This is a genomic window from Ruegeria sp. BJ6 (genome assembly GCF_056537885.1).
Map to the genome: position 1 here is coordinate 1 of NZ_JBQFSG010000017.1, position 25,330 is coordinate 25,330.

Consider the following 25,330-nt stretch of genomic DNA (forward strand, 5'->3'; position numbering starts at 1 on the left):
CGGCACTTGCCGCGCTCTTTGCCGGCCTCTTCACGGTTCGGCAGGGGTTCATGTTCGGAATGATCTACGGTGCACTTGTCTGCCAGAAAGCGGGCATCCCGATGCAGGTTTATGTCGACCAACTCCCTGCTACAATCAAATTGGTCAATGACTACCATGACCTCTTTACCAGAACTGTTCCGGTTGAGGATTACGACAGTGCGGAAGCCTCCCTGAAGGTTTACGCGATGGCGCAAGAGGACGCGTTGAAGACCTATCACTCACTTAAGGCGCCCGCTGAATTCATCCAGTTGATGCACGACCGCACCAAAACGGCTTGGGACGATGGCTACGGCGACAGACAGCTGACCGCACTGGTCCAGCATATGACGGATGCCTGATGCAAAAATGCTCCGGCCCAAAGCTGCCCTCTATAGCGACAGACGTCGCTGCGATGCAGCTTCTACAAAGCGGACGTTGATCAACTGCGCAGCATTTCCAACATTAGCGTACACTCATCGGACAAAACGAACTCTTGCAACCGCAGCTTCAATTGTTGCCACGCGACCTCACTTGCTCCGGGATCGGCGCATTTACACATGTCAATCGCCGCCACTTCGGCGCTTCGCAACGTCTGACAGACCCCGGGCCAGCAGGTCGAATACGATCCGGATACGGCGGCTGGTCTGTAACTCCCGATGGGTGACCAGCCAGATTGGAAACTCAAGCGAAGGGAAATCCGGCAAGACCTTCTCTATGCCAGGTTCAGCCTCGCCCAACGTTTCGGGCTGCATAGAGACGCCGTAGCCCGCTTTCACCAATTCCCATGCGACGACACCGCTCTCGCTCGACATCACGAAGCTCTCTGCACGAACGGGCACGCCCATGTTGTGCAGTGGGGCCATTAGCCGCTCGGGGTCGGCATTGCCGACGAAATCGAGTGCGGCCACATCGCGCGGTGTCCGTGGGCGGCTTGCACGATCGAGATAGTCGGTCGCGGCATAGAGAGTGGCGCGAAAGTCGCCCAAGTGCCGTGCGATCAGGTCCGGCTGATCTGGGCGGACGTGGCGTATCGCGATGTCCGCCTCGCGCTGCGTCAAATTCTGCATCTCACTCGACGCGAGAATGCGGACGCGGATGCCCGGCGCCATCTGTCTCAACGGCTTGAGCACGCCCGGCAGGATCGCTGCTGACAAGAGGTCCGTTCCCGTGACCGTGACCTCTCCGGTGACATCCTGAGATTTACCGTCGGCCACCATCGAGATGAGCGTCGCAGCCTCGCCCATCGTGCGCATGTGATCAATCAGGTCGCGCCCTGCTTCCGTCAAGGTAAGACCACGGACGCTGCGTTCTACCAACGTGACGCCAAGTGCCTCCTCCAACGCACCGATCTGCCGCCCTATCGTCGGCTGCGTTGTCTTCAGCACGCGCGCCGCACCGCTGAACGAGCCTTCCTCCGCTGTCGCGAGGAAGGCGCGTACCTGGTTCCAATCGAAGGAAACGGCCTGCCAGTTCATTCATGAGCGTATAGCAGGTGGACGAATTTAAGCAATCGACCTTTTATGAGCGCATGGATGATACCGGATGCGAAACGAGATCGGCCCGGTCTCTGCAATCGAAAGCGACACAATGCATTCCGCAGTTTCTTACGACTGGCGCATCCGCGCCGCTTCAAACCTGAAGTGCAACGCGCAAAGGAAACCGACATGACTGCCCAAGCCTTCTGGGACCGGCATGCGCCCAAGTACGCCAAGAAACCTATTGCCGATGTCACCGCCTACGAAGAAAAGCTGGAATGCGTCACTGCGCTTCTTCGATCGACCGATCGCGTTCTTGAAATCGGCTGCGGCACAGGCGGCACAGCCAGGAAGATCGCGCCTGTCGTCGCTCATGTGACCGCAACCGACCTCTCTGCCGAGATGATCCGGATCGCCCGGTCACGATCAGGTGGCGATGCCGCGGGAACACCAGAATTTCTTCAGGCGGAGGCGGCGCAACACATTCCTGGCCAACCGTTCGAGGTCGCTTGCGCGTTCAGCCTGCTTCACCTGGTGGATGACATGCCGACCGTGCTGGATTCAGTATTCCACCAAATGAAACCCGGCGGTCACTTCATATCAAAGACGGTTTGTCTGAAGGACGCGCCGCGCTGGATGCGAGCCATGGTTCGTTTGCTCATGGCCCTGCGGATCGCGCCTAATGTGATCATCTTGAGTCGCGCTGAATTGACCCGGCACCTGATCCGGGCCGGGTTCGAAATCGAGCAGACGCGGTACTTCGGAAAGAACCGACTGAGCCCCTTTATCGTCGCCCGCAAGCCCGCCTGAGGCAGACCGACACCTTATTCTGAGAGACTGAAGCATGTACTTTATCAGCCGTCGCGAATGGGCGTTCCTTGCCCTCGTGTTCCTCTACTCTTTCATTCCGGCAGTCGTCGGGCTGGTCCGGATTCCGGAACTTTTCGGCGCTCCGGCGATCATACCGCCGAACCCGCGTGCGGTGATCGATCCCCTCCCGATAACATTGCATATCCTCGGCAGTTCAGTTTTCTGCCTTGTGGGGGCTGTGCAGTTTCTGCCGAGCCTGAGGCGCTACCGCCCCGCCTTGCACAGGAACCTCGGGCGGATCGTGGCGGCCGCGGGATGCGTCAGCGCGCTTACCGGGCTATGGATGACCGTAGCTTACGTATTTCCCGACGCCCTGCAGGGACCATTGCTTTATGGGGCGAGGGTCACGCTTAGCCTCGCGATGATCGCCCTCATCGCATGGGCCGTCGTCGCGATCCGGTCGCGAAACGTCGCTGCGCACCGCGCTGCGATGCAGCGCGCTTATGCCATCGGCCAAGGGGCCTCAACGCAGACCGCGCTCTTTCTGGTCACGATGGGCCTCTTCGACACTGAGCCGTCGGGGTTTTCGCGAGACCTCCTGATGGTTGGGGCGTGGGCCATCAACCTTGCGATTGCGGAACTCCTGATCCCCCGCGCCTTTGCAACGCGCACATCCGGTGCCGTGATCTGAACCCAATCGTGCTCCCGGCCTGACACCGGCAAACTCCAGAAACACAGAAAGAAGGCACCAAAATGAGACGGCTCGATCCCCATATTCTTCTGTCGGCCCTGTGGCTGTTCATACTGCTCAACATCATCTTTCGCGACATTCACCAGTTTGTTCTCGCGTCCCATATCGAGATGCTGCTGACAGGCCATTATAACGGCATCGAGATCACCGAAGGGCTGATGCTTCTCGGCGGTTTCCTCGTCCAGGTGCCGATTGCGATGGTGCTCTTTTCGCTCCTGCTAACCCGCAGGATCGGTCGCCCTGTCACCTTCCTTGCAGTGATCGTCACGACGGGTACACTCCTTTCCTCGGCCCCCACCGACATGGATGACACCTTCCACCTCGCTATCGAGATCGTGGCTCTAATGGCAATTCTCTGGACTGCATGGACGTGGCCCGAGCACGAACACACCGCGCCGCAATCCGACGCAAGTTCTTCGTAAAAAACGTGTGCGCACCGCGGACACTATGAATGAGTAATAGGACTAAAGAGATGTTGGCAGAAACGCCTTTAGACGATGCGGTCGATCTTTATGACAAACTCGCACCTCGCTATGACAAACTTCATCATCGCTGGCTGCGTCATGCAGGCGGCGAGGCGCAGGCCGCCCTGGAAGGCCTTGTGCGTGCACTTGCGTCGCCGAATTCGAGTTTTTTGGATGCTGGCTGCGGCACCGGCAATCTGGCACGTGCATTGATTGCCGAGGGTATGCCCCCGAATTTGATGACCCTTCTCGACCCGTCCGCGTCGATGCTTGCACGCTGCGCCGACATTCCCGTGCCAAAGATACAAGGACGGTTGGAGTCCCTGCCGTTTGAGGATGGCACCTTCGATCTTGTGACGTGTGCTTGGGCTTTGGAAACCGTCCCCGATCCCTATCTGGCTTTGACTGAGCTTTGCAGGGTTGTTCGAGCCGGCGGCGCGCTTTGTCTCGCGTTTTGCGCGGACGAGCCTGCCCGTGGTCTTGCCGGAAGCCTCATGCGCCAGGCGCTTTTGTTTCGCGGGACCGGCCGATTTATGTCCCGCTCCCGATTGATGCAGGCAATCGAGCGTTTCGAAAATTTTGAAGTGCGGGCAATTCCGAGCCATGGTCCGGCCTCGACCTTACTTGCAAGGCGGTCTGGCGCAGCAACCCAGGTGTCTTTGTAGCCGGGCTTAAAGTTGAAAATGACGCCCACAGAATTACGGAGATCAAGCATGATCGGATATGTTACCCTCGGAACCAACAACTTCGAGGCCGCGCTGAAATTCTACGACGCCTTGTTTTCGAGTGTGGGCGCAAACCGCCTTTGGAAACACGGCGATATGGCCGCATGGGGCCGCTCAAGGGCCGAGCCTGCGTTATGCCTTGTTTGTCCGTTCAATGGGGAACCGGCAAGTGTTGGAAACGGGGTGATGGTCGCTTTGAAAATGACCAACAGAAAAGCCGTCGATACGCTTCACGCCAAGTGCCTCGAACTTGGCGGAACAGATGAGGGCCCCCCCGGTCCGCGCGGAGATCATGGTTTCTACGGAGGGTATTTCCGGGATCTGGATGGCAACAAACTGAATGCCTATGTCGCAGCGTGACAGCAGGCATAGAGTTGGCTGTTGAAATATCGCGTTCAGAGGACAATGAGCGACGAGCACATCGAAAGACGCCGCAATGAGATCTGAAATAAAATTCGTCCGATTGTCGGAAATCGACCCAGCCGAAATCTTGGCGCACATGTCCGACCCTCGTGTGGCCGAGCATATGCCGCTTCTGAAATTTACTTGGAATGCCGAGACAGTGGCGCGGTTTGTCGCCAAAAAGGAAGAGTGTTGGCGCCGTGATGGACTTGGGCATTGGGCATTTTTGTCCGATGACCGATATGTCGGCTGGGGTGGATTTCAAAAAGAAGGAGTCGAGTGGGATTTCGGACTGGTCTTGCGGCCCGACACGTTTGGCCTCGGGCCGCGCATCTCGCGAAAGGCGATCGACTTTGCAATTTCCGATGAACGCATCCCGTATGTGACCTTCCTTTTACCACCGTCACGCACGAACCTGCGGGCACTCGACAGACTTGGTGCTTGGCGGGTTGGCGAAGTCGATTATGACGGCGCGACCTTCCTCAAATTTCAACTTGCGACAGAGTGACAGCATTGTCCGATTTCTGGTACATCGCCAGCTCCAGAGTGTGTTGTAACTCGCGGCCCAAACAGGACATTCGATGCTCGAGTCATGCTACGATGCAGCTTCTTCATACCAGGGGGTTGTTGAGCTGGGGGAGAACAACGCTTTGCCCGAAGTCTGTATTCCGTCGATATCCAGGTCATCAGTTTTCGACGAGATGGAGCCCCGGGTGCGCAAGCTTTGTACAGCCAATTGCCCAACTTGATTGTTGCCTGGCGTTCTATTTCTCAGCCTTGATCTGGTTTCGCAGCCAACACTCCTCGCCGAACCATCTCGACTAGGTACAACTCATCCCAATTGACGTTCCCCAAACTGACTTCGGGGCCGTATTCGCGCACAAGCCAACGAAGCACGTCGGTTCTGTAAGCTTTTGTATTTCCGGAAATAGTCTCTTTTGGCAACTCAATCATAAGTCTGTCTGTATCTACAACCTGAGAAAGCTCTCTAAGGACGTCGCCACGCTGCTCTCCACAAAAGATCTCCTTGTCTTCCAAGATCACCAATGAAGCGCCTGCTTCGAAGCACTGAACAACATCGGTGATGATTTCCGCGCTTGTCATCTTTCTATCGTGCAGCCCAACCTCTCCAATGACTTCAAGATTAGTACGCTTTGCTGCCAGCGATAGAGCGTCGTACTTTGAGCCGATGTTGGAATCGCTTCGGATGTTCGACACTTCAACACCCGCAAAACCAAGCTGCTCACAGTCTTCTAGAAACGCCTCAAAGCGCCCAGTGTTTACGGCGACCTCGGCAAACAAACCTCCTGGAAACGTGGTAACACCGTGGGAGTTGTACAGCGCGATCTTTGATTTCAAAGCCTCTTGCGGGAGAATTCCAGCAAGGTTTCCAGCAAATTTGGCCTGATCGATGATCCCGCTGTGAGACGCCATCAGGTCTTCTTGTAAAGACACTGGAAGCCCATAGTCGATCAGCATAGTTTTCCCGGTTGTGCGGGGTTTGGTGCTGCGTTGCGGAAGTGTGATTGATTCAAAGGTATGAGCGTTCACGTCATTAGCTCCATGTTTGGGCACATTGGGCCCATTTCGATGTGTTTGCAGTTATTCGGAAAGCTCTGCGTCAGGCTGGCGGCTAGTTGACACCCCAATCGTTTCGCGGCGGAGGTCGGCTGCGGATTTTGCATTTTGCAATGCGCGCTCGAGCTTTCCAAAGATGCAGTGAAGCATCTCTTGTTCGTCTTTATCCAAGGCGTTGGCCAGTTCGGCTTGCCGGGCTTGTCGAACGGCCTCGATTTCCCGGCTCAAAACATGACCTTCGGGCGTCAGTTCAACACGTACAAGCCGCTTGTCTCCCGGATCATCCTTTTTTACCAAGATTCCGTGTTCCACCAGGAATGCAACCGCTCGACTGGTCGAGCCTTTGTCCATTTTTGTATTGGTGGAGAGTTCGGACCCGGTCAGTCCAGAGGCCCGGGAAAGGGCCCAAATGACCCGAATCTCGGGTACGGCCAACCCAAAAAGCTCTCCATAGATCTCCGAACTCAGGCGGGACCACATGCCGGAAATGAGCTTCAGATTCCGGCTAATGTGAGTCTGCGAGATTGAGCTCTCCACTTCCTGCAAGGTGTCTTTCTGAAACCTTTTTCTGGAGTTTTTCATTTTGTTCACAACGTCTTGCGGATCATCCTGCATCATCTGCCCCTAGGTATCTCAAAAATATTCTTGCACTGTTTGACTGAGCATGTCAACGTTGTTTGCAGAACGTTGTGTTGCCAACGTTCCCATGGCAACGGTAAGTGCTGGTTATTCTAACCGTAAATGCCTGTTGTCCTTGAGATGGAGGAACTCAGATGAAAATGCCAATGAAGCTATTCGCTTTGGCTGCCGGCCTATTCGCCGCAAGTGTTGCAGCTCAACCGGTCGTTGCCGAATACCCCGATAGCCCGATTACAATCGTGGTGGGATCTCGTGCCGGAGGCGGGATGGACACCATGACCCGGGCAATTGCTCAAAAGATGGAAGAAAGCCTGGGGACATCCATCATTGTTGAAAATCGCGGTGGCGGCGGTGGAACAGTTGCTGCGAAGTTCGTCCAAAACAAGCCAGCGGACGGTTATGTTATTGGCTTCGGCAGCACCGTTGCCTTCACCCTTGCGCCTCTATTGGGCAAGGTCGATTACACACACGAGGATTTCAAGACACCGGGCATGATCAATGAGGCCGGCCTTATCCTGCTTGCGCGAGCCGACAGCAATTACGGCGACTTCAAAGGTTTGGTCGAAAAGGCGAAGAGCGACGGTTTCATTCGCTACGGCACTCTTTCTCCGGTGGACCTTTTGGTCATGAAGGCAATTGCCAAAAAAGAAGGCTTCGAGCTGGATCGCATCGCAGCCAAGGGCGGTGCAGAAACCCGTGCAGCATTGATCGCAGGTGATGCTGACATGGTTGCCAGCGGAGCTTCCGGTCTGCGTCTTGTCGCAAAAGATAAAAACATCGTTGCTCTAGCGACCTTCACTCCTAACCGACTGGCAGCAGCACCGGATTTACCGACGCTGGCCGACTTTGGGTACGAATTCGATGTCTCTTCAAGCTACATGTTCTTTGTTCCCGCAGAAACACCAGACGCGGTCGTCAAGAAAATCGATGTATCGGTTCAAGAGGCTCTGGCTCAGGACGACATCAAAGCTCTCATAGAAAAATTGGGGCACGAATACTTGCCACGAAATACTGAAGCCTCCAACGCTCGACTGCTTGAGACCCTGGAAGCCATGAAGGCTCTGGCGTCAGGTCAGTAATGTCATCGGGAAAGGGCGAAAAATGTCACGCTTGAAGTCTCAGGATACTGTCGGAGGCCTAATCGCCATAGCTTTTGGCGCACTTATGTGGACTTGGTTGATACCTGGTTTTGTGGATGAAGATACGGATCTGCAATTGCCGGTATCAACGATGCCGAAATTCGTTGCACTGGCCCTGATCGGTCTTGGGGCATTGCAGGTGTTTAATGGGTTGAAGCAAGCATCCCAGACGAAGCCAGACGCATCGCCCTTTCCCATGGATGAAGCACTGGTTGTGAGTGGACTACTCTTGGCCATTGCAGTGGCAGTTTATGCGATGCAATTTGCCCCGTTTCTGGTTGTCGCACCGCTGCTAACCGCCGTTTTTGTGCGAGTTTATGCCAAGACGTCCCTTTGGGTGCTTGCCGCAGTATCGATCATTGGCCCCGGCGTGATCTTTGTAATCGTCCGCTACGTTTTCGAACGAACTTTGCCCTGAGGACAGTAGAATGGATACCATTCTGGAAGCCGCCAGAAGCGCGTTTGAATTCTGGAATCTTGTTGCCATCTGGGTTGGCGTAATGGTGGGGATAACCATCGGTGCCATCCCGGGGCTGAATACCCCTATGGCCATGGCGATTGCCATCCCTCTTACCCTGACCATGGAACCACTTGCTGCAATTGGCATGTTGGTCGGAGTCATGAAGGGGGGCGGCTTTGGTGGTGCCATAGCGGCCACATTGTTGAATACTCCCGGAGAGCCTTCTGCGGCAGCAACCGCATTGGATGCGCATCCCTTGGCCAAAGAGCAAGGGAAACCGCGGAAGGCTCTCAAAATGGCATTGTTCTCATCGGTAACGGGCGACACTCTGTCTGACATCGTCCTAATCACTTCGGCAGTGCCATTGGCAATTTTGGCATCTCAAATGGGACGAGTAGAGCAGACTGCTGTCTTGTTGTTTGCCTTCACCATGGTCGCCGGAATCGCCGGCTCGTCTCTCGTACGAGGCTTGATTGCCACCATGCTTGGTATGCTTGTTGCGCAAGTTGGCGAAATCGAGGGGAGCATTGCTGAACGGTTCACGTTTGGTGTTCTGGAACTGAGTGATGGCGTACCGCTTGTCGCCGCAGCTCTGGGATTGCTGGCCGTGCCCGAAGTTCTTATCCAGCTTCAGAAAGGTCGAGCCGAGGGCTCCACAGCAGCCGTGATTTCCGAAATGGGGACAAAGGAAGATAGGCGTCTTTCCTTTGGCGAGTTTTGGAGCGCCAGGTATTCTGTCGCGCGTGGAGCTGTCATCGGAACTGGCATCGGCGCGCTCCCAGGGCTTGGAAGCTCGGTCGCAGCTTTCATCAGCTATGGCCTCGCCAAGCGTTTCTCCAAGACGCCCGAGCAGTTCGGCAAGGGATCCCTTGAGGGTATTGGAGCAGTCGAATCTGCGAACTCGGCCGTGAACGGTGCCAATCTCATCCCATTGTTGACGTTTGGCATTCCCGGCAATGTCACTTCCGCCTTACTGATTGGCGCGTTCGTCATTCACGGGGTGGAACCAGGCCCAGGCGTTTTTGACAATGACGCGTTGCTGATCTTTGGACTGTTCGTTTCGATGTTGATCGCCAACTTCCTGACGTTTTTAAGCGGTCAAGTTGGTCTCAGATTCTTCACCACCGTTCTGTCCACACCCGGCGTAATTGTCTTTCCGACAGTTGGTATTCTGTGCTTCACCGGCGTCTACATCTCGGCTGGTATTGGGTTGCTGGGTGTCGGGATAATGGTCGGTTTTGCGGCTCTTGGCTATCTGATGCGGCGCTTCGACTATTCAACCATCGCCTTCATTATCGGATTGGTGCTGGGTGACACATTCGAACGAAATCTGCGTGGCGCTGTTACCATTCTTCACCGAGACCCGATTGGAGGATTGGCAGAGCACCCATTCGCGGTCGTAATGATGCTGGTGACATTGGTGTTTCTCTACTTTCTCTACAGGCAAAAGCGAGTGCTCATGAAAGAAATGAAATCGCTGAACAAGACGTGATGTAAAGCTGCGCGATCCGTTTCGGATGGATCGTGGCAACCACTCAAACAAACCTGACGCAGAAGGAAATTTCAGAACGGCGGCAATGTTGCCCGCCGCTCCTCTGACTGTGTTCTGAAACAACTAAAGAAAGGTGACCCACAATGAACCTTGGGGATATTGTCAAACGCTCGGCGCGATACTGGCCCGAACGACTGGCCGTCGTAGACGGAGACCGACGCATTACGTATCGAGAGTTCGAAGAACGGACCAACCGGTTGGCCTCAAGCCTTGCTGATTTGGGGCTTAAGGAAGGCGACCATGTTGCCGTGCAAGGGCCGAATGCGCTTGAGCTGCTCGAGGCAGAAGTGGCCTTGTACAAAACGGGCATGGTGAAGGTGCCAATCAATGCCCGGCTGTCCATTGATGAGACAGTCCATGTGATCAACGATGGCCAACCGAAGGCGATTATTTGTGGTCCACAACATGCCAAAGCACTGACCGCCCGGCGTTCGGAAATGCCAACTTTGGAAACCGTAGTGGCGTTCTGGGCCGACACGGGTGACGTGAGCTATAACTTTTTGATCGATAAGGGATCGGCGGAATGGGAAAACGCAAATCCTGACGACTCGGCCACGGCAGTTTTGCACTACACATCCGGTAGTTCCGGGGTGCTCAAGGCGGCCATGCAGACCTACGGCGGTCGCCGAGCCTTGGTGCGCAAAAGCGCCATGCTGCCTTCGGCCCGCATTGAGAGCCATGACGTTTTGGCGCATGTCGGGCCGATCACGCATGCGAGCGGCATGCAAATGATGGGTCTGCTACGCGTCGGTGCCTGCAATCTGATGAAGAATGGCTTCGACGTAGATGACCTGCTTCAGACGGTCCAGGATGAAAAGGTCACACGCCTGATCCTGGTGCCCACGATGGTCAATCGCATTGTGAACCATCCCGGCGTTGAAAAATATGACCTGAGTTCGCTGCGCAACGTATCTTATGGCGCGGCTCCGATGGCTCCGGCATTGGTTGAAAAAGCCTTTGGATTGTTCGGTCCGATTCTATCCCAGGGCTATGGCGCTGGCGAAGTTTGCAGCGCTGTCACTGTTTTGACCGAGGAAGACCACATCAAAGCGATGGCCGGGGACAAAAAGCGGCTCGCCAGTTGTGGCCGTTGCTATTTCGATACCGAAGTTCGGGTCGTAAACGACGACTTTGATGACGTGGCTCCAGGTGAAACCGGGGAAATCGTAGTAAAGGGGCCTGACGTTATGGCCGGATACTACAACGCCCCCGAACTGACCGCAGAGGTCATGAAAGAAGGTTACTATCTGACGGGTGATCTCGCGACCGTCGACGAAGAGGGTTTCATTTTCATTGTCGACCGCAAAAAGGAAATGATCATTTCGGGTGGTTTCAACGTCTACCCCAACGAGGTTGAAAAGGCGCTTTACCAGCACGAAGGGATTTTTGAAGCAGCCGTTGTTGGCGTACCAGACGAAGAATGGGGCGAAGCAGTCAAAGCGGTAGTAGTGGCCAAGCCTGGGCACGAGCTGACACCCGAGCAAGTCATGTCCTTTTGTGCGGACAAGCTGCCCGGCTTCAAACGCCCAAGAAGCGTGGATTTCGTCACTGAACTTCCCAAAAACCCCAATGGCAAAGTCGTGCGCCGACAGGTTCGCGAAGCCTACTGGCAAAACACTCAGAGAAAGGTGAACTAATGAAAGTGCCTTCTGATTTCCGAGGATCCGAGCGTGCCGCAGAGGTGCTTGACGGACTTCTGACGTTTCTGGACGACGTCATCATTCCCATGGAGCAGGAAGCTGGCCTCAAGTGGGGTGAAAAGCCGGAAAGAAGCCTTCTTGAAAAGGTTTGGAAAACCTCCACTGAGGCTGGCCACTACTCAATGCTGCTACCCAAGGAGTTGGGTGGGGCTGGCCTGTCCACACGAGATTTTTGTGCTGTAAAATGCGAAGCATATTCGCATGGCTCGCAACTTGTTGCTCATGTCTTGGGTGAATTGACTGGTCCACCTCGCGTGGGCCACTTGTTCAAAGTTGCGACAGACGATCAGGTCGAAAGGTTCCTGTCGAAAGTTAGCAGCGCAGAAAAGAACGTTTGCTTTGCTCTTACCGAGCAAGGGGCAGGATCGGATGCAACCTCGATCAAAACCAAGGCCGTACGAGATGGCGATGAATATGTCATTAACGGGCATAAGCGGTTTATTTCCGGCGGGCCTTACGCAAACTTCACGATCCTTCTGGCCGTAACGGACCCTGAAGCGGGAGCACGTGGCATCTCAGCATTCTTTGTCGATCTCGACGGCCCGGGCTGTACGGTCAAAACCGACTACGAGGTTCTGACCGGTCAACAGTCACATGCAGATTTGATTTTCAAAGATGCACGCGTTCCCGCCGCCAACCTGATCGGTGAAGAAGGAGCCGGGTTCAAACTGGCAATGGGACGGATTACGGTCAATCGGCTGTTGCACTGCGCAACAATGCTTGGCCAAGCTAAACTGGTGACCAAGCTGTCCATCCAGAGGGCCCAAACACGACAGCAGTTTGGCAAGCCTATTGGTATGTTTCAAGCGATTCAGCACATGATTGCGGATATGTCGACCGACCTTTTTGCGGCCCACAGCATGATGTTGGACGCAGCCGCCCAACATGATGCCGGGCACGATATCCGCAAGGAAGCATCCATGGCCAAAGTGTTCTGTTCCGAGAAGGCATTCGAGATCGCCGACCGTGCCGTCCAAGTCCATGGAGGCGTCGGCCTGCTCAAGGGAGGAGCACCGGAGTACATTTTCCGAACCCTCAGAATGTACCGGATTGTCACAGGAACAAGTGAAATCCAGCGAAGCACGATTGCAAAGGAACTTTTGCTGCCCAAAGGAATGAAGGTGCCGAAATGAGCTTTCCCCAACCACTTGCCGGACTGAGCGTCCTGGATTTTTCGATGCTTCTGCCTGGGCCGTTTTGTACATCAATGCTGGCCCAATATGGTGCCGAGGTGATCAAAGTTGAGCGACCCGAAGGCGACCCGGTGCGCAAGCGAAGCGTCTTCTTGTTCGACCAGCTAAACGCTGGAAAAAAGTCCATCGTCCTCGACATGAAGTCGCCTGGCTTTGCCGATACAGTTCTCGAACTCGCAAAAGATGCAGACGCCGTGGTCGAAGGCTTTCGTCCTGGTGTCATGGATCGGGCGGGCGTCGGATACGACCAGCTAAAAAGCGTTAACCCGGCGCTCGTCTATTGCTCGATTTCTGGGTTTGGGCAAGATGGCCCATATCGGGACCGGGCTGCACATGATCTGAACTTTTTGGCCGTTGGTGGATACTTTTCAGTTCCCTCGCAGTTGGACGGTCGGATTTCTCGCCCAAATGTACGGCTCGCTGACACCTTGGCTTCAGTTAACGCCGCATACGCCACGTCGATGGCAATGCTAGAAGCGCAAAAAACCGGTAAAGGATGCCACATCGATGCCAACATTTTCGATGGGATCGCAAACTGGTCACTGATGCTGCTTCTTGCTGGTGGCGGGATGATGCCAGAGAAAACGGCACAGTTTGGGCACGTTATGGCGGACAGCGAAATGTACGAAACCAGCGACGGACGATTCATCACAATCGGAACACTGGAAGATAAGTTCTGGGTCAACTTGGTCGAAGCCATTTCACCCCAAGGGCATCCTCTTCGCAGTGAGGTCTTTCAAACCAGACGCGGTCGCGACAAAGACAAACACGCTTTGCAAAGCCTTTTGGCTGAACAATTCAAGCAGAACAGTTTGAAGCAATGGGAAGAGATCCTTCGGGACGTAGATACGGCCTGGGGCACTGTCTATCAGGGGTTGGAACTACTTCGTGACCCCCATCTTGTCGAACGCGAGTTGGTACAAGAAAGAAATGGGTTCAAGTATCCTGCTTTTCCTGTTTCGTTCTCGCAGGACCGAGGCTCTGTATTGTCTCCAGCCCCAAAGTTGGGCGAAAACACGGGTGAGTTGCTTGATGGATTGCAAGTTGCTTCCCAGGAGACCTCAAAGCTGTAGGCTTCGAGCGTCTTTGTGATGGGGCAGTGGGTCGAGAACTGCGACGACCCGCTGCACACTCCATGCATTTTCCGGGTTTACTGATAGCTAAGAGTGGTTGGGCGGTTAAGCGCCCAAGTGCTGTTTGGCACGGTGTGGTTTCATGGGAAACCAAGCGATGGTTATCTACCACCGCTGGTTTCAACTTGCGCCCGCAGCGAATGTCTGTTTCCCGCCCTTGGCACCGGAATCTTCCATTTATCCCGGGTATTCCGATGGGTTTCCGCGTGGCGCTGTGTTTTTAATAATGTGTTATTTTCAGCGCTATAGACGCTTTAAAGATGTACTTTTCAAAGAGATCCTCTTGCCTTTTCTTTGAAATTATATGATCTAGGGCGTCATGAACACTGGAAGATCGCAAAATCTGAAGAAAGTTCTCGACTCGGTGCCTGCGGGATATCTCGTCGATGCCAACTGGCTCACCGCCCATGGCATAGCCTACGAAACCTTTCGCGACTATGTAAAACGGGGCTGGCTCGAACGCGTTCACCGCGGCGTTTTCCGCCGACCTGTTCCCAATCCGCCCGCATCAAACACCGTTGACTGGAAGGCCTGCCTGATCTCGATGCAACATATCATGGGCTATGATATTCATGTCGGCGGAAAAACCGCTCTCTCACAACAGGGCTACGACCACTACCTGCGTTTGGGCAACAACGCCCCCGTCTGGATCTATGGCTACAAAATACCCAACTGGCTCATTAAGCTGCCACTCAACGCACCTATCGAAACGCGCAATACGTCACTGTTCGCTGACCAGGCACTTGGCGTTACAAATGACGACATAAAATCTGAAAACTCCCTCCCGTGGGACTGGCAACTGCGCATGTCGGTCCCCGAACGGGCGGTCATGGAAGCCATGGACGAATTGCCGGGCCATGAGAGTTTTCACAACCTCGACATGGTGTTCGAGGGTTTGACGACGTTACGACCAAAGATGCTCTCGGCACTTTTGCTGAGCTGCAGGAAAATAAAGGTCAGGCGCCTCTTCTTCGTTTTTGCGGATCGCCACAATCACCCCTGGCGCAAACGACTTGATGCTGACGCCTTCAACCTCGGGACGGGGGATCGAGCATTGGTCAAAGGTGGCCGGATACATCCGCGATATCGCATCATGGTACCCGAAGAGTTCGTCACGACAGGGGCAGAAAATGGCGCGTAGGAATTATGAATCCCAGGTCGCCCTTCTCGTGCGTGTATTGCCTTACGTCGCGAAGGAAGAGATATTCGCGCTCAAGGGCGGGACAGCAATCAACCTCTTCTATCGCGATCTACCGCGACTCTCGGTTGATATCGACCTGACATATCTGCCGATCAAAGAGCGTGAACAGAGCCTCGCCGAGATCAACGAAGCCATGGATCGTATCGCTAAGTCGATCGAAAAGGGTATCAGCGGGGCGAAGGCTCAAAGAATAAAAGGAGGTGGGGGCGGCGCCACCCGCGTGCTTGCGCGTCTGGAAGGTGCAGAAGTCAAAATCGAGACCTCGCCTGTCACACGCGGCGTTGTTCATGACCCCGAAACCCGGGCGGTCTCCGACGCCGTAGCAGACGCGTTTGGCTATGCAGAAATGCAGATCGTCTCATTCGAAGATTTGTTCGGCGGTAAGCTCCACGCAGCCGTGGATCGCCAGCATCCACGCGATCTTTATGATGTAAAGCTGCTCTACGAACACGAAGGACTGACGGATGATCTGTTCCGGACTTTCCTGATCTACATCGCCTGTTCGGCACGTCCGGCACACGAATTGCTGAATCCCAACCTGATCGCCCTAGATCAACCTTATGTGCGTGAGTTCGAGGGCATGACTAAGTCAGCCGTCGGCCTGGATGACCTACTGACGACGCGCAACCAACTGATTGCGGATATCCAATCTCGCTTCGACAAACCCACCAGACAATTCTTGCTCAGTCTGCAGGATGGCGCGCCGGATTTCGCCGCAATAGATCGACCGCAAGCCGCCAATCTTCCCGCCGTGCGTTGGAAGCTTCTCAATCTGGAGCGCCTGATCCGGGACAACCCGAAAAAGCACGTCGAGCAAAGGGAAGAACTCGAGAAACTCCTAGGTCGCCTCTTCGACTGATTGAAATTCAGAGTCCGACCAATTGAAAGCGCGGGGACATTTCCGCGCCGCTTATTGTCACTGCGTATAATGCCGAGAAATTCGAACATCCCATTACGATTCAGGGGGCTCATTCTTCTCCGTTATGGGAGCCACCTGTCATCAGGTCAAGAATCGTCAATCGTTAGGTAAGCCGTAAGGAAGTCAAATTGGGTTGGCTTCAGCGAATTTCCGAATGTACGCGAGAAATGCACGGTCGGGATCTTTGGGTGGTTCCATTCCTGCAGACCAGTCACGCCATTGGCCCTCAATGTAGTAGATGTCATACCCCGGATGGCGCAGACGAGCAGTTTCGTAGGTTTCGGTCTTTAAGGCGTCACCTCTTTTTTCTAGCCAGGCCGGACGCGGCTTGATGCTTGGAGCAACAGGCACTTGAACGTTTTCTTCCTGTTTTTGTGCTTTTGCCTTACGTCCAACGGACGAAAATTTTAGAGCACGTTCCGCAGCCCCCTGCCCTTCTCCGTCCTTTTTCCACCAGCGCAATTCGACGTGAGTCACACGGCGCCCGGTCTTTATTGGATCGATCGCCACCATGTAATCCGACAGCGCATTGACTTCAGCAATTGCAGGTTCGATCGCGCGTAGCTTCAGGTTGCTCCAGTTGGTTAGCTTACCCTTTGGTACACCTAGAATGCCGCGCAGATCATCGACGGAAAAATTCTCGGATGAGCGCCAGCGCAAATTGCCGCGCTTCTGTACGATCTCATACAACGTCAGCGCATATTTCGAACTCAGTGCGAACATGATCTCGCGCTGTAAACGGGCAAAAACTGTCGAATTGGAAATAATTTTGCGCAACCGCGCTGGGATCTCGTATTCAATTAGCCCGTCGCTTCGCACTGTTTCCACGTTGCCACCCAACAACTGGACCCGCTCGACCGCAGGTTCGCCATCCCATACAACTTCCACTTTCACAATGGCGGACATCAATCGCTCAATAGACTCCCCTACCCTGTCGTTCGAATTATGTGACCCACGCAGCATGGATTTCTGAATAACATGGCTGACAGGCTTGTCGATCGCATCCCAAGCGTTTTCCAAAAGCTGATTGTAGATCCGCCGATCGTTAAGCGTCAGCGGTGTTACCTCAATCACGTCAACAAGCTCACCAGGCTTGACCAGGCTTTCAGAATTTGGCCGTGCGTCCAAAGTGCGGTATGGTTTTTTTGACATGTACTGCCCAACACCTAATTATTACTTTTGTATGGCGTATGATGTAAGCATAGACATCACTGTTGTCTCGGTCCAGCACCCAATCTGTAATTTTTCGAATCAGCATCGAGTCTCGCGTGATTCGAAGGAAGTCTCACAAACCCCAATAAAACAAGGGTTTTTCGAATCACCTCACCCGTCCCCAAAAGTAGGATTTAGGCCCATCCCGAAATGTAAGCTTTAACCATCCGAAACGTAAGGCAAAGCACCCCAATCTGTAAGGATTTGCGCCCGATATGTAAGGGAAACATACCACAAAGCATTGATTTCAAAGCAATAACACTCGTATGAACAATTGAATCCAAGAATCTTGAACAAGATTGTTTTTTATATTTGGTTTTTTGGGGGATTGGTACCAGGCAACATCGTCAGACATCAACTTCACCCGTATTAGATGTTCTGAGTTAGAATGTTGTTACTAATGACCTTCGGTTACCCCCAATTTCCGCTCCTGTGGCCTTTGCCTTCGAATTTCCCATTTTTTACGTGATCTGCCTCAAAAACCACACTTGAGCCGATTCACCATTCCGGGCATGATTCACGAAAGGCAGATTTCTACAGGACAAAACCTATGACCACCTCCCCCTTGCCCCCTGTTGGGCTGGAAGAGATTGAGCAACTATCTGATCGTGCAAGTACCGTGATGGAGCGATTGCGCGATCGAGTATTCTCCCCTGACACTGAGAAAACGCTAAACCTAAATTTTAATGTTCGCTCCGCTGCCGAGATGGTAGGTCGATCAGAGAAGTTAATCCGTGATGCTGAAGCGGACGGCCGCTTGCCTGAGCCGGAAAAAGACCCAGTCACTGGAAGAAGGACCGGGTACTCACTGTCTGACATAAACCGGATGCGGGAAGTGTTCGGTACACTACCTCATCGTGCAACAGATGATCCAACACTGGTTTTGTCAGTTCAGTCATTCAAAGGTGGCGTTGGAAAGTCGACGGTAACGACCCATCTTGCCCAGTTCCTCGCGCTTAAAGGCTATAGAGTTTGCGTTATCGATTGCGACAGCCAAGCTTCAACGACTTCGATCTTTGGCCTGAATCCTGACATTGACGTGGATGAGACTGAAGATACGCTTTACCCATTCTTTCAGCATGGTGGGCCGCAGACGCTTCATTATGCTTTACGCGCTACGTATTGGCCTGGCATTGCGCTCATCCCTGCAAACCTCGGTCTCTATGACGCTGAGTATGAATTCGCAGCTCGGATGGCCAGGGATCAAGTTTTTGTGTTGGACCGTTTGCGAGATGGGATCAGCACCATAGCCGATCAATTCGACGTAATCCTTCTAGACCCGCCGCCTGCGCTGGGAATGATTTCTCTTTCAGTGCTTCGAGCAGCAAACGCGATGGTGATCCCTGCCCCGCCGAATAATATCGACTTTGGATCTACTGCCCATTTTTTGAAGATGATGGGCGCAACGTTGAATGAACTAGCTCAACATGGCGGAGCTCGTGATTATTCATTCGTCAAGATTCTGGCCACCAAAATGAACGACAACAAATCTGCGCATGCAGCCATCAAACGAATGATGGACGCGGTTTTTCCCCAAGACATGTTGGCCAGTGTTCTGAAAGACAGCGCCGAGATTGATAACGCCACAGCGAACTTGGGCACGGTGTACGAGATTACAGGACCAGCAGCTCGTACAGAAACCCACAAACGCTGTCGGGCATATCTGGACGCGGTGGGACGCGAGGTTGAAGTTTTGATGCGCAAAACCTGGCCCAGTCACCATGCTGCATTGCGCAAGGAGGGAGTGTTATGAGCAAGAAACATGACGCAATTTTCGATGACGTACTAAGCGGTCTCGATAGCGGCCCTGCCCCCAAAGCCGAACGCGCTGGCGCTCGCTTTCTAAACCGCTCTAACAGGGTTGCGGAACGGATGTCGGGGGATATCGAGGAGAAGTCCCTGAGGTGGGTTGATCCCGGAGAATGCCGTATGTGGGAGCGACATAACCGGGCGTATGACCTACTATCAGAGGACAACTGTCGAGATTTGATTGACGGAATCCGCAGTCAGGGTCGGCAAGAGTTTCCAGCTATCGTGCGCAAGACAAGCGATCCAAATCAGCCGTATGAAGTGATTTGCGGTGCACGGCGGCATTTTGCAATCAACTGGCTACGCGCAAATAACTATCCACAGTTTCGCTACTTGGTGGATGTTCGAGAGTTGACCGATGAAGAAGCTTTTCGATTGGGCGATATCGAGAACCGCGACAGAGAAGATATCTCCGACTATGAGCGTGCTCGTGACTATGCAGACGCTGTGACTCGTTACTACGGTGGTAAGCAAAAGGCGATGGCCGTACGGCTAGAGGTCAGTGAGGCTTGGCTTTCACGTTATCTGCAACTGGCCAAGTTGCCGAACGAGATCGTTGAGGCATTCCCTTCGATCCGAGAGATCAAAGAACTGCACGCCCGTACGCTAAAACCGTTTCTGGGTCGGCCCGAGGATCGTGAGAAACTGTTAGAAACTGCGAGGCAGATGGCAACGGATGGGGTCAGCCGTGACGGCGTGCAGGTCATGAATATCTTCAAGGCAGCGTTGAAACCTCCTGCTTCGACAAAAGCAGATTCAGTGACTCTTCAATCGTCACCCGAAAAGCCTGCGATGACATACAAGCGCAAAGGCAAAAAGATCGTGTTAGAGTTTCCGACCGACGTACGCAAAGATGAACTGCAAGAGGTCTTTTTGATCTTCTTGGACAGGCATTTTGACACAGATCGAGACTGATCTACTGAAGCGAAACTGGAAATTGCCAATTGGCAATTTCCCTGCAATGTCGGTCTTTCGAAAAAATTGCCAATTGGCAATTTTGGTAATCCCCTCACTCAGAGGTCGTTTTAACCACTCGAACTGGCTGCATATCTGCCGGCGCAACCGAAACATTTACCTCAGCCATTGAAGAGGCTTTCATCCGCGACAAGTCCAATAGCTGAAGATTGGAATTTGATCTGCGTAACTTGAATGGAATCCAGATGAGCGATCACGCTTCAGAAACGAATCCAACTAATGCGCAATCGAATTCTTGCCAGCGAATATTCGGGTTCGGAGCTGTGGGCAGGGAGTAGGGCGGCCTTATGGTGCGAGTTGGTTTTTTGGCGAACGGTTACCCCAACAGGTCCGCCGCCGGGTTTTCGGTGATATCGACGTCGTCATAGTACTTTTGTGCCTGGGCCATGGAGCGGTGCAGCGAGAGGCGCATGGCAGCCTGAATTGGGGCGCCGTCCAGTGCAGCTTGGGTTAGGAACCCAGAACGCAGACCGTGCGGCGAGGCGAAGTCTTCAGGCAGGCCCGCCAGTTTCACGCGGTGTTTGACGATCTGGTAGATCGCATCAGCGGAAAGGCGACGTTTCAGCACCCGATCGGCCTTGGAGATTGGGCGGAACAATGGGCCATCCTCGATCCCGCCAACCTCGATCCAATGGACCAGCGCCTGGGCTGCGCGGCCTTTCAGCACCAGCCGCGGCGTTTCACCTTTGGTTGTCGTCTTGGTCTCCAGCAGCGAAATCCAAACCAGACTCTTCTCGTCGAATTCCTTCAACGAGACGTCTTCAAACATCAACCCGGTGATCTCCGAGCGCCGTCTACCACCAGAAGCCCAACCCAGCATCAAGATGGCGCGGTCGCGGCAATCCCGCCGGGACCCTCGACAAGTGGACAGCAACTGCTCGAGCACATCGCGAGTAATCGGGTGTTGCGATTTTGGGGCAGGGGGCCGGGCGGCGGCGCGGCGGGCCTTGGCACGGGCCTGCTTCACCTGCGGCGCACCGAAAGGGCTGGTCAGGTTCTTCATTCGATGAAAGGCAAGCCAGGAGGCGATGCGCCGGTCCAGCGTCGAAGGGGCAGGGCAGGCGAGGGACTTGCGCAGCCCCTGAGCAATCAGCGCTTCTGCGGCTTCGCGCGCCACATCCGTTTCTGGTGCGTCATTCAGATCGCGGGCGTGATCGAGAATGAAGGCGAGGGCGGTGGCCTCAGATTCCGGCCAGTCCAGCGTCGCTGCGAACCGCGCGGACTTCCAGGCGGTGACATAAAGCAGATCCCGTTCATATGCCCGTAGCGTGTTTTCCGGTGTGCCGCGTACATAAAGATCAGTGAGCGCCTCCTGATCGGTTTGAGACAGGGCAGGGGAGGCGGCCGGGAGATATGGGGCAGGGGGCTTCATGTACCCATTCTGCGTCAATTTGGATCAGATTTCAAATAACATGATAAGCGGTACTTATCGAGAGTAATAGGTATTTGATATTGTGTTTAGGGTAACGTGCAAAAATTATGAATATTGCGCGTAAGGCGGGGATGGAGGTTGCAACAGCATAAAAAACAGATGTATAGCTGACTCCGTTGTCCAATAGACTGAAGGGCTCTGTTGGGTTCTGTTGCAAAGTTTCTTGCTGAGTGCAGGTACCGCGCTGCCCCTGCGGGTTAAGCAGCCAATTCCGCAAATTGACGGAACGGACAGATTCCAGGCGTGAATTGGTCTTTACGGATCATGTGCGACACTTCGATCCCTGCAAGAGTTGCGGATGCAGATGCAAAGGACTTGAAGCCGAGCATCGGGCGTGTTCGTCTTTTGATGAAACGATGGTCTTGTTCTACGATGTTGTTCAGATATTTCTGCCTGACCATCTCTATCGGGATGGGGCAACCAAAGCCTCTGAGCATTTTGTTGATCGCCTTGATGCCAGCTGTGTTCGCCCCGCTTTTGTCGATAACGATCTTTCGCGGTAGGCCGTTGACCTCAAGCATTCGGGCAAAGAACTTTGTTGCGGCTGGCTTGTTTCGCCGCTCGGACAGCATGAAATCCAGGGTTTTGCCGTGTTTATCGACAGCGCGATAGAGATAGACCCACGTGCCTTTCACTTTGATGTACGTTTCATCCATTCTCCAAGAGCGGTCGCTCGGACCCTTACGACGACGCGCTGCTTCAGCGATTGCGCCTGCATACCGTGACACCCAACGGTTCAGCGTAGTGTGATCCACCGCAACGCCTCGCTCATGCATGATTTCTTCCAGATCACGATATGACACGCCATACCGAACATAGAAGAAGACCGCGAACAGGATGACGTCCCTAGGATATTGTGCGCCTTTGAAAGAGATCATGAGCCAGCTTTCGACCATAAATTAGAGCGAGCTATTCGCTCGCTACATCCATGACCGCCAATGGTCAAAACTTTGCAACAGAACCGGCCGGATGTCATTGGCACGCCTTCGGCCGATCCGTTGTCCAGCGAGAGCGACGCCGTGCAGCACGGCTTCGCCATGGTCAATGATCAGTATCAGCTGGAACGCGCGGGTCTCGCACCCAAGAACCCGTTCCCGGGCAATCCGATCATCGTCGGGGACAGAGTGATTTTTGCGGCCTACGACGCGAACTGGTAACCCGAAAACCCAATGAGGGTGCCGAAACGGTGAGAATGCTTATCACACAGTTTTGGCACCCTTCCCTTCGTTTTCAGGGGATCCACAAGCGCTTTTTGATACCGCAAGGTATCTTTTACGCATCTCGGCAGTATCTGGACAAGCTGGCTCGTAAGGCACTTTCGGAGGTTCTCGACTGAGGATATGTCAGGGAACGCTCCGAAGCGCTGCGGGCTGAGTTGGAAAGGCGGTGGTTAGACTGCCTCGAGCACTGCCTCGGATTCCTCTTCCGACGGAGTTTGGATCGCGTCCTCGGGCCAGTCGATGACGGAATAGGCATACCCGGGCCATAACGCTTCCGCCTTTTGAAGAGCATATTCTTCATCCGTGAACACAACGGCCAGCGTCGGACGACCTCCGCCAGACAGGTTTGAGAGCTTGACGGGGGTTGCCGCCAACCCGTGATCCCGCGCGACTTCCCGCAGTGTCGTCAGGACCATTTTGTCTTTGACATTTTTTCTGAAATTTTCGCCTGACGTTTTTGCTTTGAATTCATGGGGCGCGTCCTCGACGAGACCTGGTCTGGATATCCGAAGTCCTTGCAAGGACCCGCTTTTGCTGCTTAGCACTGCGCGTTTCAGCTTTTCGTAGTGGCGTGACGTTCCACGCCACAGCTCCTCAAAGTCGACAAGGTGATCCACCGGCAAGTCCAGCAATGGAATATTGCAGATATTCATGACCCGCTTGGCACCGGGCCTATAGTTGGAAATCAGACGCAGGCGCGCGATCGCCTGGCTGGACTGCGCCTCCCGCATCTGTTGCAGCAGGGCATCTCCCCGAGGATCAGGATGGACTTGCACCTCTCCTGGTCCAGATTTCTCATGAGCCGATCGGAACTGATACGGTCGATACCCTCGGACAAGCCTGCTGTCCCTCGCAAATTCAAGCGGGACATCGCTGTCCCCAAACACCGCCCGAAGATCATTGTTCATGGAAGCGACATCCGACTGCAGGCGGCCAATGAGAATGATTGTGCCAAATTTTGCATAATCATTGACACCCAACATCCTTGGCCCAAACCATCGAGCTACCGCGCCATGGAGTCTCGGGAGCGCCTTAGCCTCTTCGTCGAACTCGATATCGGCGTCGTCAAAAAGCGCCTTCAGCACTTTTTTGGTGGCGACCACAAGGGTTTCAAGACCCCGCTCAGATGTCACCGAGACCTCGCGGCTGATAATTTCTGCCAGCTTGCCCCGCAGTTCTGTTGCTCCGGGCTTTGTTGTCAAAGCATGTGTGGACATTGTCAGATCGCTGATCTGCACAATCTCCGCCTGCGGTAAAGCGTGCAGCGAGATCAAATCCACACCGGGATGGAACTTCCTGACGATGGTTTCGTCCAGATCGGCGTCAAGGAAGAGAACCGGTGCGTCATCAGGTAGTTCCCTGAGAAGATGTGCATTCAGAAGAAGAGTTCGTTTGCCGCCCTGTTTCTCTTCTGAAATGCTCAGGCGCTCCGTCGTCTCCCTCTCGGATGTGTCCGCCAACAACTCGAATATGCGCGCCACCGTCTGAGCGGCGCCAGCATCAGTTTCACTTGCCTGTTGGAGTTGTCGTTCGATTTCCTTTTCATCCGTGGTGGGGTTGATCGAGAGCGAATGCGCTGTGTTGCTTGCGTGACTGGCAAGGATGTCGAGATGCTCTTTGGTGATGTTCTGATCTCGCAGCGCGGTATGAATGGGCTCTGCGTCTTCTAGGGCATGCCGGACTGTTCGCCGCACAGTCTTATTGGATTTCTCATGCTCACCAGGAATGTCCTTAGGGCCCGGCGACGACCATGTTTCAAGAGGAAGTGTCACCGTCTGGATCATGCTGGGCCAGAATTTCTCGTCGATGATACGCAGAGCAACCGGCCCGGGCACGATAGGCGGTAAAGTCAGGTAAGCGTGAGCCAGAAAAATGATGCTATGCTTATTTGTGTCCCATTGATCAAAATAGGGGCAGTTTGTGGCACAAGGCGCGGCGATGGTTTCCCCTTCTTCTTCAACCCGGCACAGGGCTTTTGTGATGGATGGGACGCGGCCCGTGATCTTCCTGACCAGTTCCTTGCGCTCACACATGGGCTGACCGGTTTTCGGATTATCGGCTTCGCGCCCGCGCAGAACGAAGCTGGGTATCCCGCTCCCCAGTTTCGCGAAGTCTTCTGCGGCACGATCGGCGAGATCCAGCGTCGGGACATAAAACAGAATATGCCCTTTGGTCAGGATGGATCGACCGTATTTCCTAAGCATCTCAAGCGTTCTACTGGTTTTGCCCAGCCCGGCGGACACCTTCAGCCCAAGAGCAATTTTGCTGCCATCTGCCTTCTCCGGTTCATCTACGACTTTTCGTAGAAAATCGGAAATTTCGCCCTCAAGCTCTTCGCGAGCCCTCTTGGCGTTACGCCAGTCAATGTCCTGCATGGGTGGTCTTCTGCTTTATGTCTTCAGGCCCGCCGCCTGTCGGTACGGCTACGCGCTCGCGTAATAATCATGAGGCGAGAATTGAAGGCACAATTCAGGCTAAATGATGTTTTCTTGCCATTTCTCGATCACGCGCGTCCACTGC

The 25,330-nt window shown here is 54.1% G+C and carries 25 protein-coding genes; 18 read left to right on the forward strand and 7 right to left on the reverse strand.

Annotation, left to right across the window (positions count from 1 at the left end):
* Positions 1-380 (forward strand): hypothetical protein (locus ACR0D6_RS21810; protein WP_480767079.1); only part of this gene is annotated, 380 nt, incomplete at its 5' end.
* Positions 381-581: 201 nt separating this feature from the next.
* On the opposite strand, the gene ACR0D6_RS21815 is transcribed toward ACR0D6_RS21810, so the two are convergent.
* On the reverse strand, positions 582-1,496 hold the full coding sequence (locus ACR0D6_RS21815; RefSeq protein WP_170689465.1) for a LysR family transcriptional regulator: 915 nt from the start codon (positions 1,494-1,496) through the stop codon (positions 582-584).
* A 189-nt stretch (positions 1,497-1,685) separates the two neighbouring features.
* Between ACR0D6_RS21815 and ACR0D6_RS21820 the strand changes: the two genes are divergently transcribed.
* The 6 genes from ACR0D6_RS21820 to ACR0D6_RS21845 all read left to right on the forward strand — a co-directional run bounded on the left by ACR0D6_RS21820 (position 1,686) and on the right by ACR0D6_RS21845 (position 5,156).
* The gene (locus ACR0D6_RS21820; RefSeq protein WP_170689464.1) at positions 1,686-2,306 is read left to right on the forward strand and encodes a class I SAM-dependent methyltransferase; all 621 of its coding nucleotides are present in this window, start codon (positions 1,686-1,688) and stop codon (positions 2,304-2,306) included.
* A 34-nt stretch (positions 2,307-2,340) separates the two neighbouring features.
* Complete coding sequence (locus ACR0D6_RS21825) at positions 2,341-2,997, forward strand: DUF2306 domain-containing protein (RefSeq protein ID WP_480709939.1); 657 nt, start codon at positions 2,341-2,343, stop codon at positions 2,995-2,997.
* A 62-nt stretch (positions 2,998-3,059) separates the two neighbouring features.
* Positions 3,060-3,479 carry a DUF6326 family protein gene (locus ACR0D6_RS21830; RefSeq protein WP_085824872.1) on the forward strand — a complete coding sequence of 140 codons (420 nt, stop codon included), beginning with the start codon at positions 3,060-3,062 and terminating at the stop codon, positions 3,477-3,479.
* A 29-nt stretch (positions 3,480-3,508) separates the two neighbouring features.
* On the forward strand, positions 3,509-4,186 hold the full coding sequence (locus ACR0D6_RS21835) for a methyltransferase domain-containing protein (RefSeq protein WP_480709940.1): 678 nt from the start codon (positions 3,509-3,511) through the stop codon (positions 4,184-4,186).
* 48 nt (positions 4,187-4,234) lie between these two features.
* A complete protein-coding gene (locus tag ACR0D6_RS21840) occupies positions 4,235-4,606 on the forward strand; it encodes a VOC family protein (protein WP_170689461.1) in 372 nt (123 codons plus the stop codon).
* A 76-nt stretch (positions 4,607-4,682) separates the two neighbouring features.
* On the forward strand, positions 4,683-5,156 hold the full coding sequence (locus ACR0D6_RS21845; protein WP_170410345.1) for a GNAT family N-acetyltransferase: 474 nt from the start codon (positions 4,683-4,685) through the stop codon (positions 5,154-5,156).
* Between the two features lie 263 nt (positions 5,157-5,419).
* Here ACR0D6_RS21845 and ACR0D6_RS21850 read toward each other — a convergent pair whose 3' ends face one another.
* Together ACR0D6_RS21850 and ACR0D6_RS21855 are read right to left on the reverse strand one after the other, a co-directional pair.
* Positions 5,420-6,199, reverse strand: a complete 780-nt coding sequence (locus tag ACR0D6_RS21850) for a phosphosulfolactate synthase (protein WP_480767080.1) — start codon at positions 6,197-6,199, stop codon at positions 5,420-5,422.
* Between the two features lie 51 nt (positions 6,200-6,250).
* Positions 6,251-6,841: a MarR family winged helix-turn-helix transcriptional regulator gene (locus ACR0D6_RS21855; protein ID WP_480767081.1), complete on the reverse strand. Its 591-nt coding sequence runs from the start codon at positions 6,839-6,841 to the stop codon at positions 6,251-6,253.
* A 158-nt stretch (positions 6,842-6,999) separates the two neighbouring features.
* Here ACR0D6_RS21855 and ACR0D6_RS21860 point away from each other — a divergent pair, with 158 nt between their 5' ends.
* The 8 genes from ACR0D6_RS21860 to ACR0D6_RS21895 all read left to right on the forward strand — a co-directional run bounded on the left by ACR0D6_RS21860 (position 7,000) and on the right by ACR0D6_RS21895 (position 16,102).
* Positions 7,000-7,944 (forward strand): tripartite tricarboxylate transporter substrate binding protein, encoded by a 945-nt coding sequence (locus ACR0D6_RS21860; protein ID WP_480767082.1) that lies wholly within the window; start codon positions 7,000-7,002, stop codon positions 7,942-7,944.
* A 22-nt stretch (positions 7,945-7,966) separates the two neighbouring features.
* Positions 7,967-8,422 carry a tripartite tricarboxylate transporter TctB family protein gene (locus ACR0D6_RS21865; RefSeq protein WP_480767083.1) on the forward strand — a complete coding sequence of 152 codons (456 nt, stop codon included), beginning with the start codon at positions 7,967-7,969 and terminating at the stop codon, positions 8,420-8,422.
* Positions 8,423-8,432: 10 nt separating this feature from the next.
* Positions 8,433-9,956: a tripartite tricarboxylate transporter permease gene (locus tag ACR0D6_RS21870; RefSeq protein ID WP_480767084.1), complete on the forward strand. Its 1,524-nt coding sequence runs from the start codon at positions 8,433-8,435 to the stop codon at positions 9,954-9,956.
* 143 nt (positions 9,957-10,099) lie between these two features.
* Positions 10,100-11,653 carry a class I adenylate-forming enzyme family protein gene (locus tag ACR0D6_RS21875; protein ID WP_480767085.1) on the forward strand — a complete coding sequence of 518 codons (1,554 nt, stop codon included), beginning with the start codon at positions 10,100-10,102 and terminating at the stop codon, positions 11,651-11,653.
* Positions 11,653-12,849 (forward strand): acyl-CoA dehydrogenase family protein, encoded by a 1,197-nt coding sequence (locus ACR0D6_RS21880; RefSeq protein WP_480767086.1) that lies wholly within the window; start codon positions 11,653-11,655, stop codon positions 12,847-12,849. Before ACR0D6_RS21875 ends, ACR0D6_RS21880 begins: the two co-directional genes overlap by 1 nt.
* Positions 12,846-13,982: a CaiB/BaiF CoA transferase family protein gene (locus ACR0D6_RS21885; RefSeq protein WP_480767087.1), complete on the forward strand. Its 1,137-nt coding sequence runs from the start codon at positions 12,846-12,848 to the stop codon at positions 13,980-13,982. The genes ACR0D6_RS21880 and ACR0D6_RS21885 overlap by 4 nt, the downstream gene beginning before the upstream one ends.
* Before the next feature lie 379 nt (positions 13,983-14,361).
* Positions 14,362-15,183 carry a type IV toxin-antitoxin system AbiEi family antitoxin domain-containing protein gene (locus ACR0D6_RS21890; RefSeq protein ID WP_480767088.1) on the forward strand — a complete coding sequence of 274 codons (822 nt, stop codon included), beginning with the start codon at positions 14,362-14,364 and terminating at the stop codon, positions 15,181-15,183.
* A complete protein-coding gene (locus ACR0D6_RS21895; protein ID WP_480767118.1) occupies positions 15,173-16,102 on the forward strand; it encodes a nucleotidyl transferase AbiEii/AbiGii toxin family protein in 930 nt (309 codons plus the stop codon). Before ACR0D6_RS21890 ends, ACR0D6_RS21895 begins: the two co-directional genes overlap by 11 nt.
* Before the next feature lie 183 nt (positions 16,103-16,285).
* On the opposite strand, the gene ACR0D6_RS21900 is transcribed toward ACR0D6_RS21895, so the two are convergent.
* Positions 16,286-17,314 (reverse strand): RepB family plasmid replication initiator protein, encoded by a 1,029-nt coding sequence (locus ACR0D6_RS21900; RefSeq protein ID WP_480767089.1) that lies wholly within the window; start codon positions 17,312-17,314, stop codon positions 16,286-16,288.
* Positions 17,315-17,924: 610 nt separating this feature from the next.
* Between ACR0D6_RS21900 and ACR0D6_RS21905 the strand changes: the two genes are divergently transcribed.
* Entirely contained in the window at positions 17,925-19,127 is a 1,203-nt protein-coding gene (locus ACR0D6_RS21905; RefSeq protein WP_170637909.1) for an AAA family ATPase, read from the forward strand.
* Positions 19,124-20,098 carry a ParB/RepB/Spo0J family partition protein gene (locus tag ACR0D6_RS21910; protein ID WP_480767090.1) on the forward strand — a complete coding sequence of 325 codons (975 nt, stop codon included), beginning with the start codon at positions 19,124-19,126 and terminating at the stop codon, positions 20,096-20,098. The genes ACR0D6_RS21905 and ACR0D6_RS21910 overlap by 4 nt, the downstream gene beginning before the upstream one ends.
* A gap of 376 nt (positions 20,099-20,474) precedes the next feature.
* Here the strand turns inward: ACR0D6_RS21910 and ACR0D6_RS21915 are convergent, their stop codons facing one another.
* Together ACR0D6_RS21915 and ACR0D6_RS21920 are read right to left on the reverse strand one after the other, a co-directional pair.
* Positions 20,475-21,530: a tyrosine-type recombinase/integrase gene (locus ACR0D6_RS21915; protein WP_480767091.1), complete on the reverse strand. Its 1,056-nt coding sequence runs from the start codon at positions 21,528-21,530 to the stop codon at positions 20,475-20,477.
* Positions 21,531-21,787: 257 nt separating this feature from the next.
* Entirely contained in the window at positions 21,788-22,468 is a 681-nt protein-coding gene (locus ACR0D6_RS21920) for an IS6 family transposase (protein WP_480767119.1), read from the reverse strand.
* A gap of 60 nt (positions 22,469-22,528) precedes the next feature.
* On the opposite strand from ACR0D6_RS21920, the gene ACR0D6_RS21925 reads away from it, so the two are divergent.
* Positions 22,529-22,747, forward strand: coding sequence for a hypothetical protein (locus ACR0D6_RS21925; protein WP_480767092.1), 219 nt, complete (start codon positions 22,529-22,531; stop codon positions 22,745-22,747).
* A gap of 233 nt (positions 22,748-22,980) precedes the next feature.
* On the opposite strand, the gene ACR0D6_RS21930 is transcribed toward ACR0D6_RS21925, so the two are convergent.
* A complete protein-coding gene (locus ACR0D6_RS21930) occupies positions 22,981-25,185 on the reverse strand; it encodes a hypothetical protein (protein ID WP_480767093.1) in 2,205 nt (734 codons plus the stop codon).
* Between the last annotated feature and the right edge of the window lie 145 nt (positions 25,186-25,330).

Bases quoted from the DNA above. Each gene is read 5' to 3' on its own strand.
- ACR0D6_RS21895 (WP_480767118.1), top strand. From the start codon at position 15,173: ATGGCGCGTAGGAATTATGAATCCCAGGTCGCCCTTCTCGTGCGTGTA.
- ACR0D6_RS21890 (WP_480767088.1), top strand. From the start codon at position 14,362: ATGAACACTGGAAGATCGCAAAATCTGAAGAAAGTTCTCGACTCGGTG.
- ACR0D6_RS21825 (WP_480709939.1), top strand. From the start codon at position 2,341: ATGTACTTTATCAGCCGTCGCGAATGGGCGTTCCTTGCCCTCGTGTTC.
- ACR0D6_RS21930 (WP_480767093.1), bottom strand. From the start codon at position 25,185: ATGCAGGACATTGACTGGCGTAACGCCAAGAGGGCTCGCGAAGAGCTT.
- ACR0D6_RS21920 (WP_480767119.1), bottom strand. From the start codon at position 22,468: ATGATCTCTTTCAAAGGCGCACAATATCCTAGGGACGTCATCCTGTTC.
- ACR0D6_RS21830 (WP_085824872.1), top strand. From the start codon at position 3,060: ATGAGACGGCTCGATCCCCATATTCTTCTGTCGGCCCTGTGGCTGTTC.
- ACR0D6_RS21870 (WP_480767084.1), top strand. From the start codon at position 8,433: ATGGATACCATTCTGGAAGCCGCCAGAAGCGCGTTTGAATTCTGGAAT.
- ACR0D6_RS21885 (WP_480767087.1), top strand. From the start codon at position 12,846: ATGAGCTTTCCCCAACCACTTGCCGGACTGAGCGTCCTGGATTTTTCG.
- ACR0D6_RS21915 (WP_480767091.1), bottom strand. From the start codon at position 21,530: ATGAAGCCCCCTGCCCCATATCTCCCGGCCGCCTCCCCTGCCCTGTCT.
- ACR0D6_RS21900 (WP_480767089.1), bottom strand. From the start codon at position 17,314: ATGTCAAAAAAACCATACCGCACTTTGGACGCACGGCCAAATTCTGAA.
- ACR0D6_RS21840 (WP_170689461.1), top strand. From the start codon at position 4,235: ATGATCGGATATGTTACCCTCGGAACCAACAACTTCGAGGCCGCGCTG.
- ACR0D6_RS21820 (WP_170689464.1), top strand. From the start codon at position 1,686: ATGACTGCCCAAGCCTTCTGGGACCGGCATGCGCCCAAGTACGCCAAG.
- ACR0D6_RS21855 (WP_480767081.1), bottom strand. From the start codon at position 6,841: ATGCAGGATGATCCGCAAGACGTTGTGAACAAAATGAAAAACTCCAGA.
- ACR0D6_RS21910 (WP_480767090.1), top strand. From the start codon at position 19,124: ATGAGCAAGAAACATGACGCAATTTTCGATGACGTACTAAGCGGTCTC.
- ACR0D6_RS21845 (WP_170410345.1), top strand. From the start codon at position 4,683: ATGAGATCTGAAATAAAATTCGTCCGATTGTCGGAAATCGACCCAGCC.
- ACR0D6_RS21925 (WP_480767092.1), top strand. From the start codon at position 22,529: ATGGTCAAAACTTTGCAACAGAACCGGCCGGATGTCATTGGCACGCCT.
- ACR0D6_RS21905 (WP_170637909.1), top strand. From the start codon at position 17,925: ATGACCACCTCCCCCTTGCCCCCTGTTGGGCTGGAAGAGATTGAGCAA.
- ACR0D6_RS21815 (WP_170689465.1), bottom strand. From the start codon at position 1,496: ATGAACTGGCAGGCCGTTTCCTTCGATTGGAACCAGGTACGCGCCTTC.
- ACR0D6_RS21865 (WP_480767083.1), top strand. From the start codon at position 7,967: ATGTCACGCTTGAAGTCTCAGGATACTGTCGGAGGCCTAATCGCCATA.
- ACR0D6_RS21860 (WP_480767082.1), top strand. From the start codon at position 7,000: ATGAAAATGCCAATGAAGCTATTCGCTTTGGCTGCCGGCCTATTCGCC.
- ACR0D6_RS21835 (WP_480709940.1), top strand. From the start codon at position 3,509: ATGAGTAATAGGACTAAAGAGATGTTGGCAGAAACGCCTTTAGACGAT.
- ACR0D6_RS21880 (WP_480767086.1), top strand. From the start codon at position 11,653: ATGAAAGTGCCTTCTGATTTCCGAGGATCCGAGCGTGCCGCAGAGGTG.
- ACR0D6_RS21875 (WP_480767085.1), top strand. From the start codon at position 10,100: ATGAACCTTGGGGATATTGTCAAACGCTCGGCGCGATACTGGCCCGAA.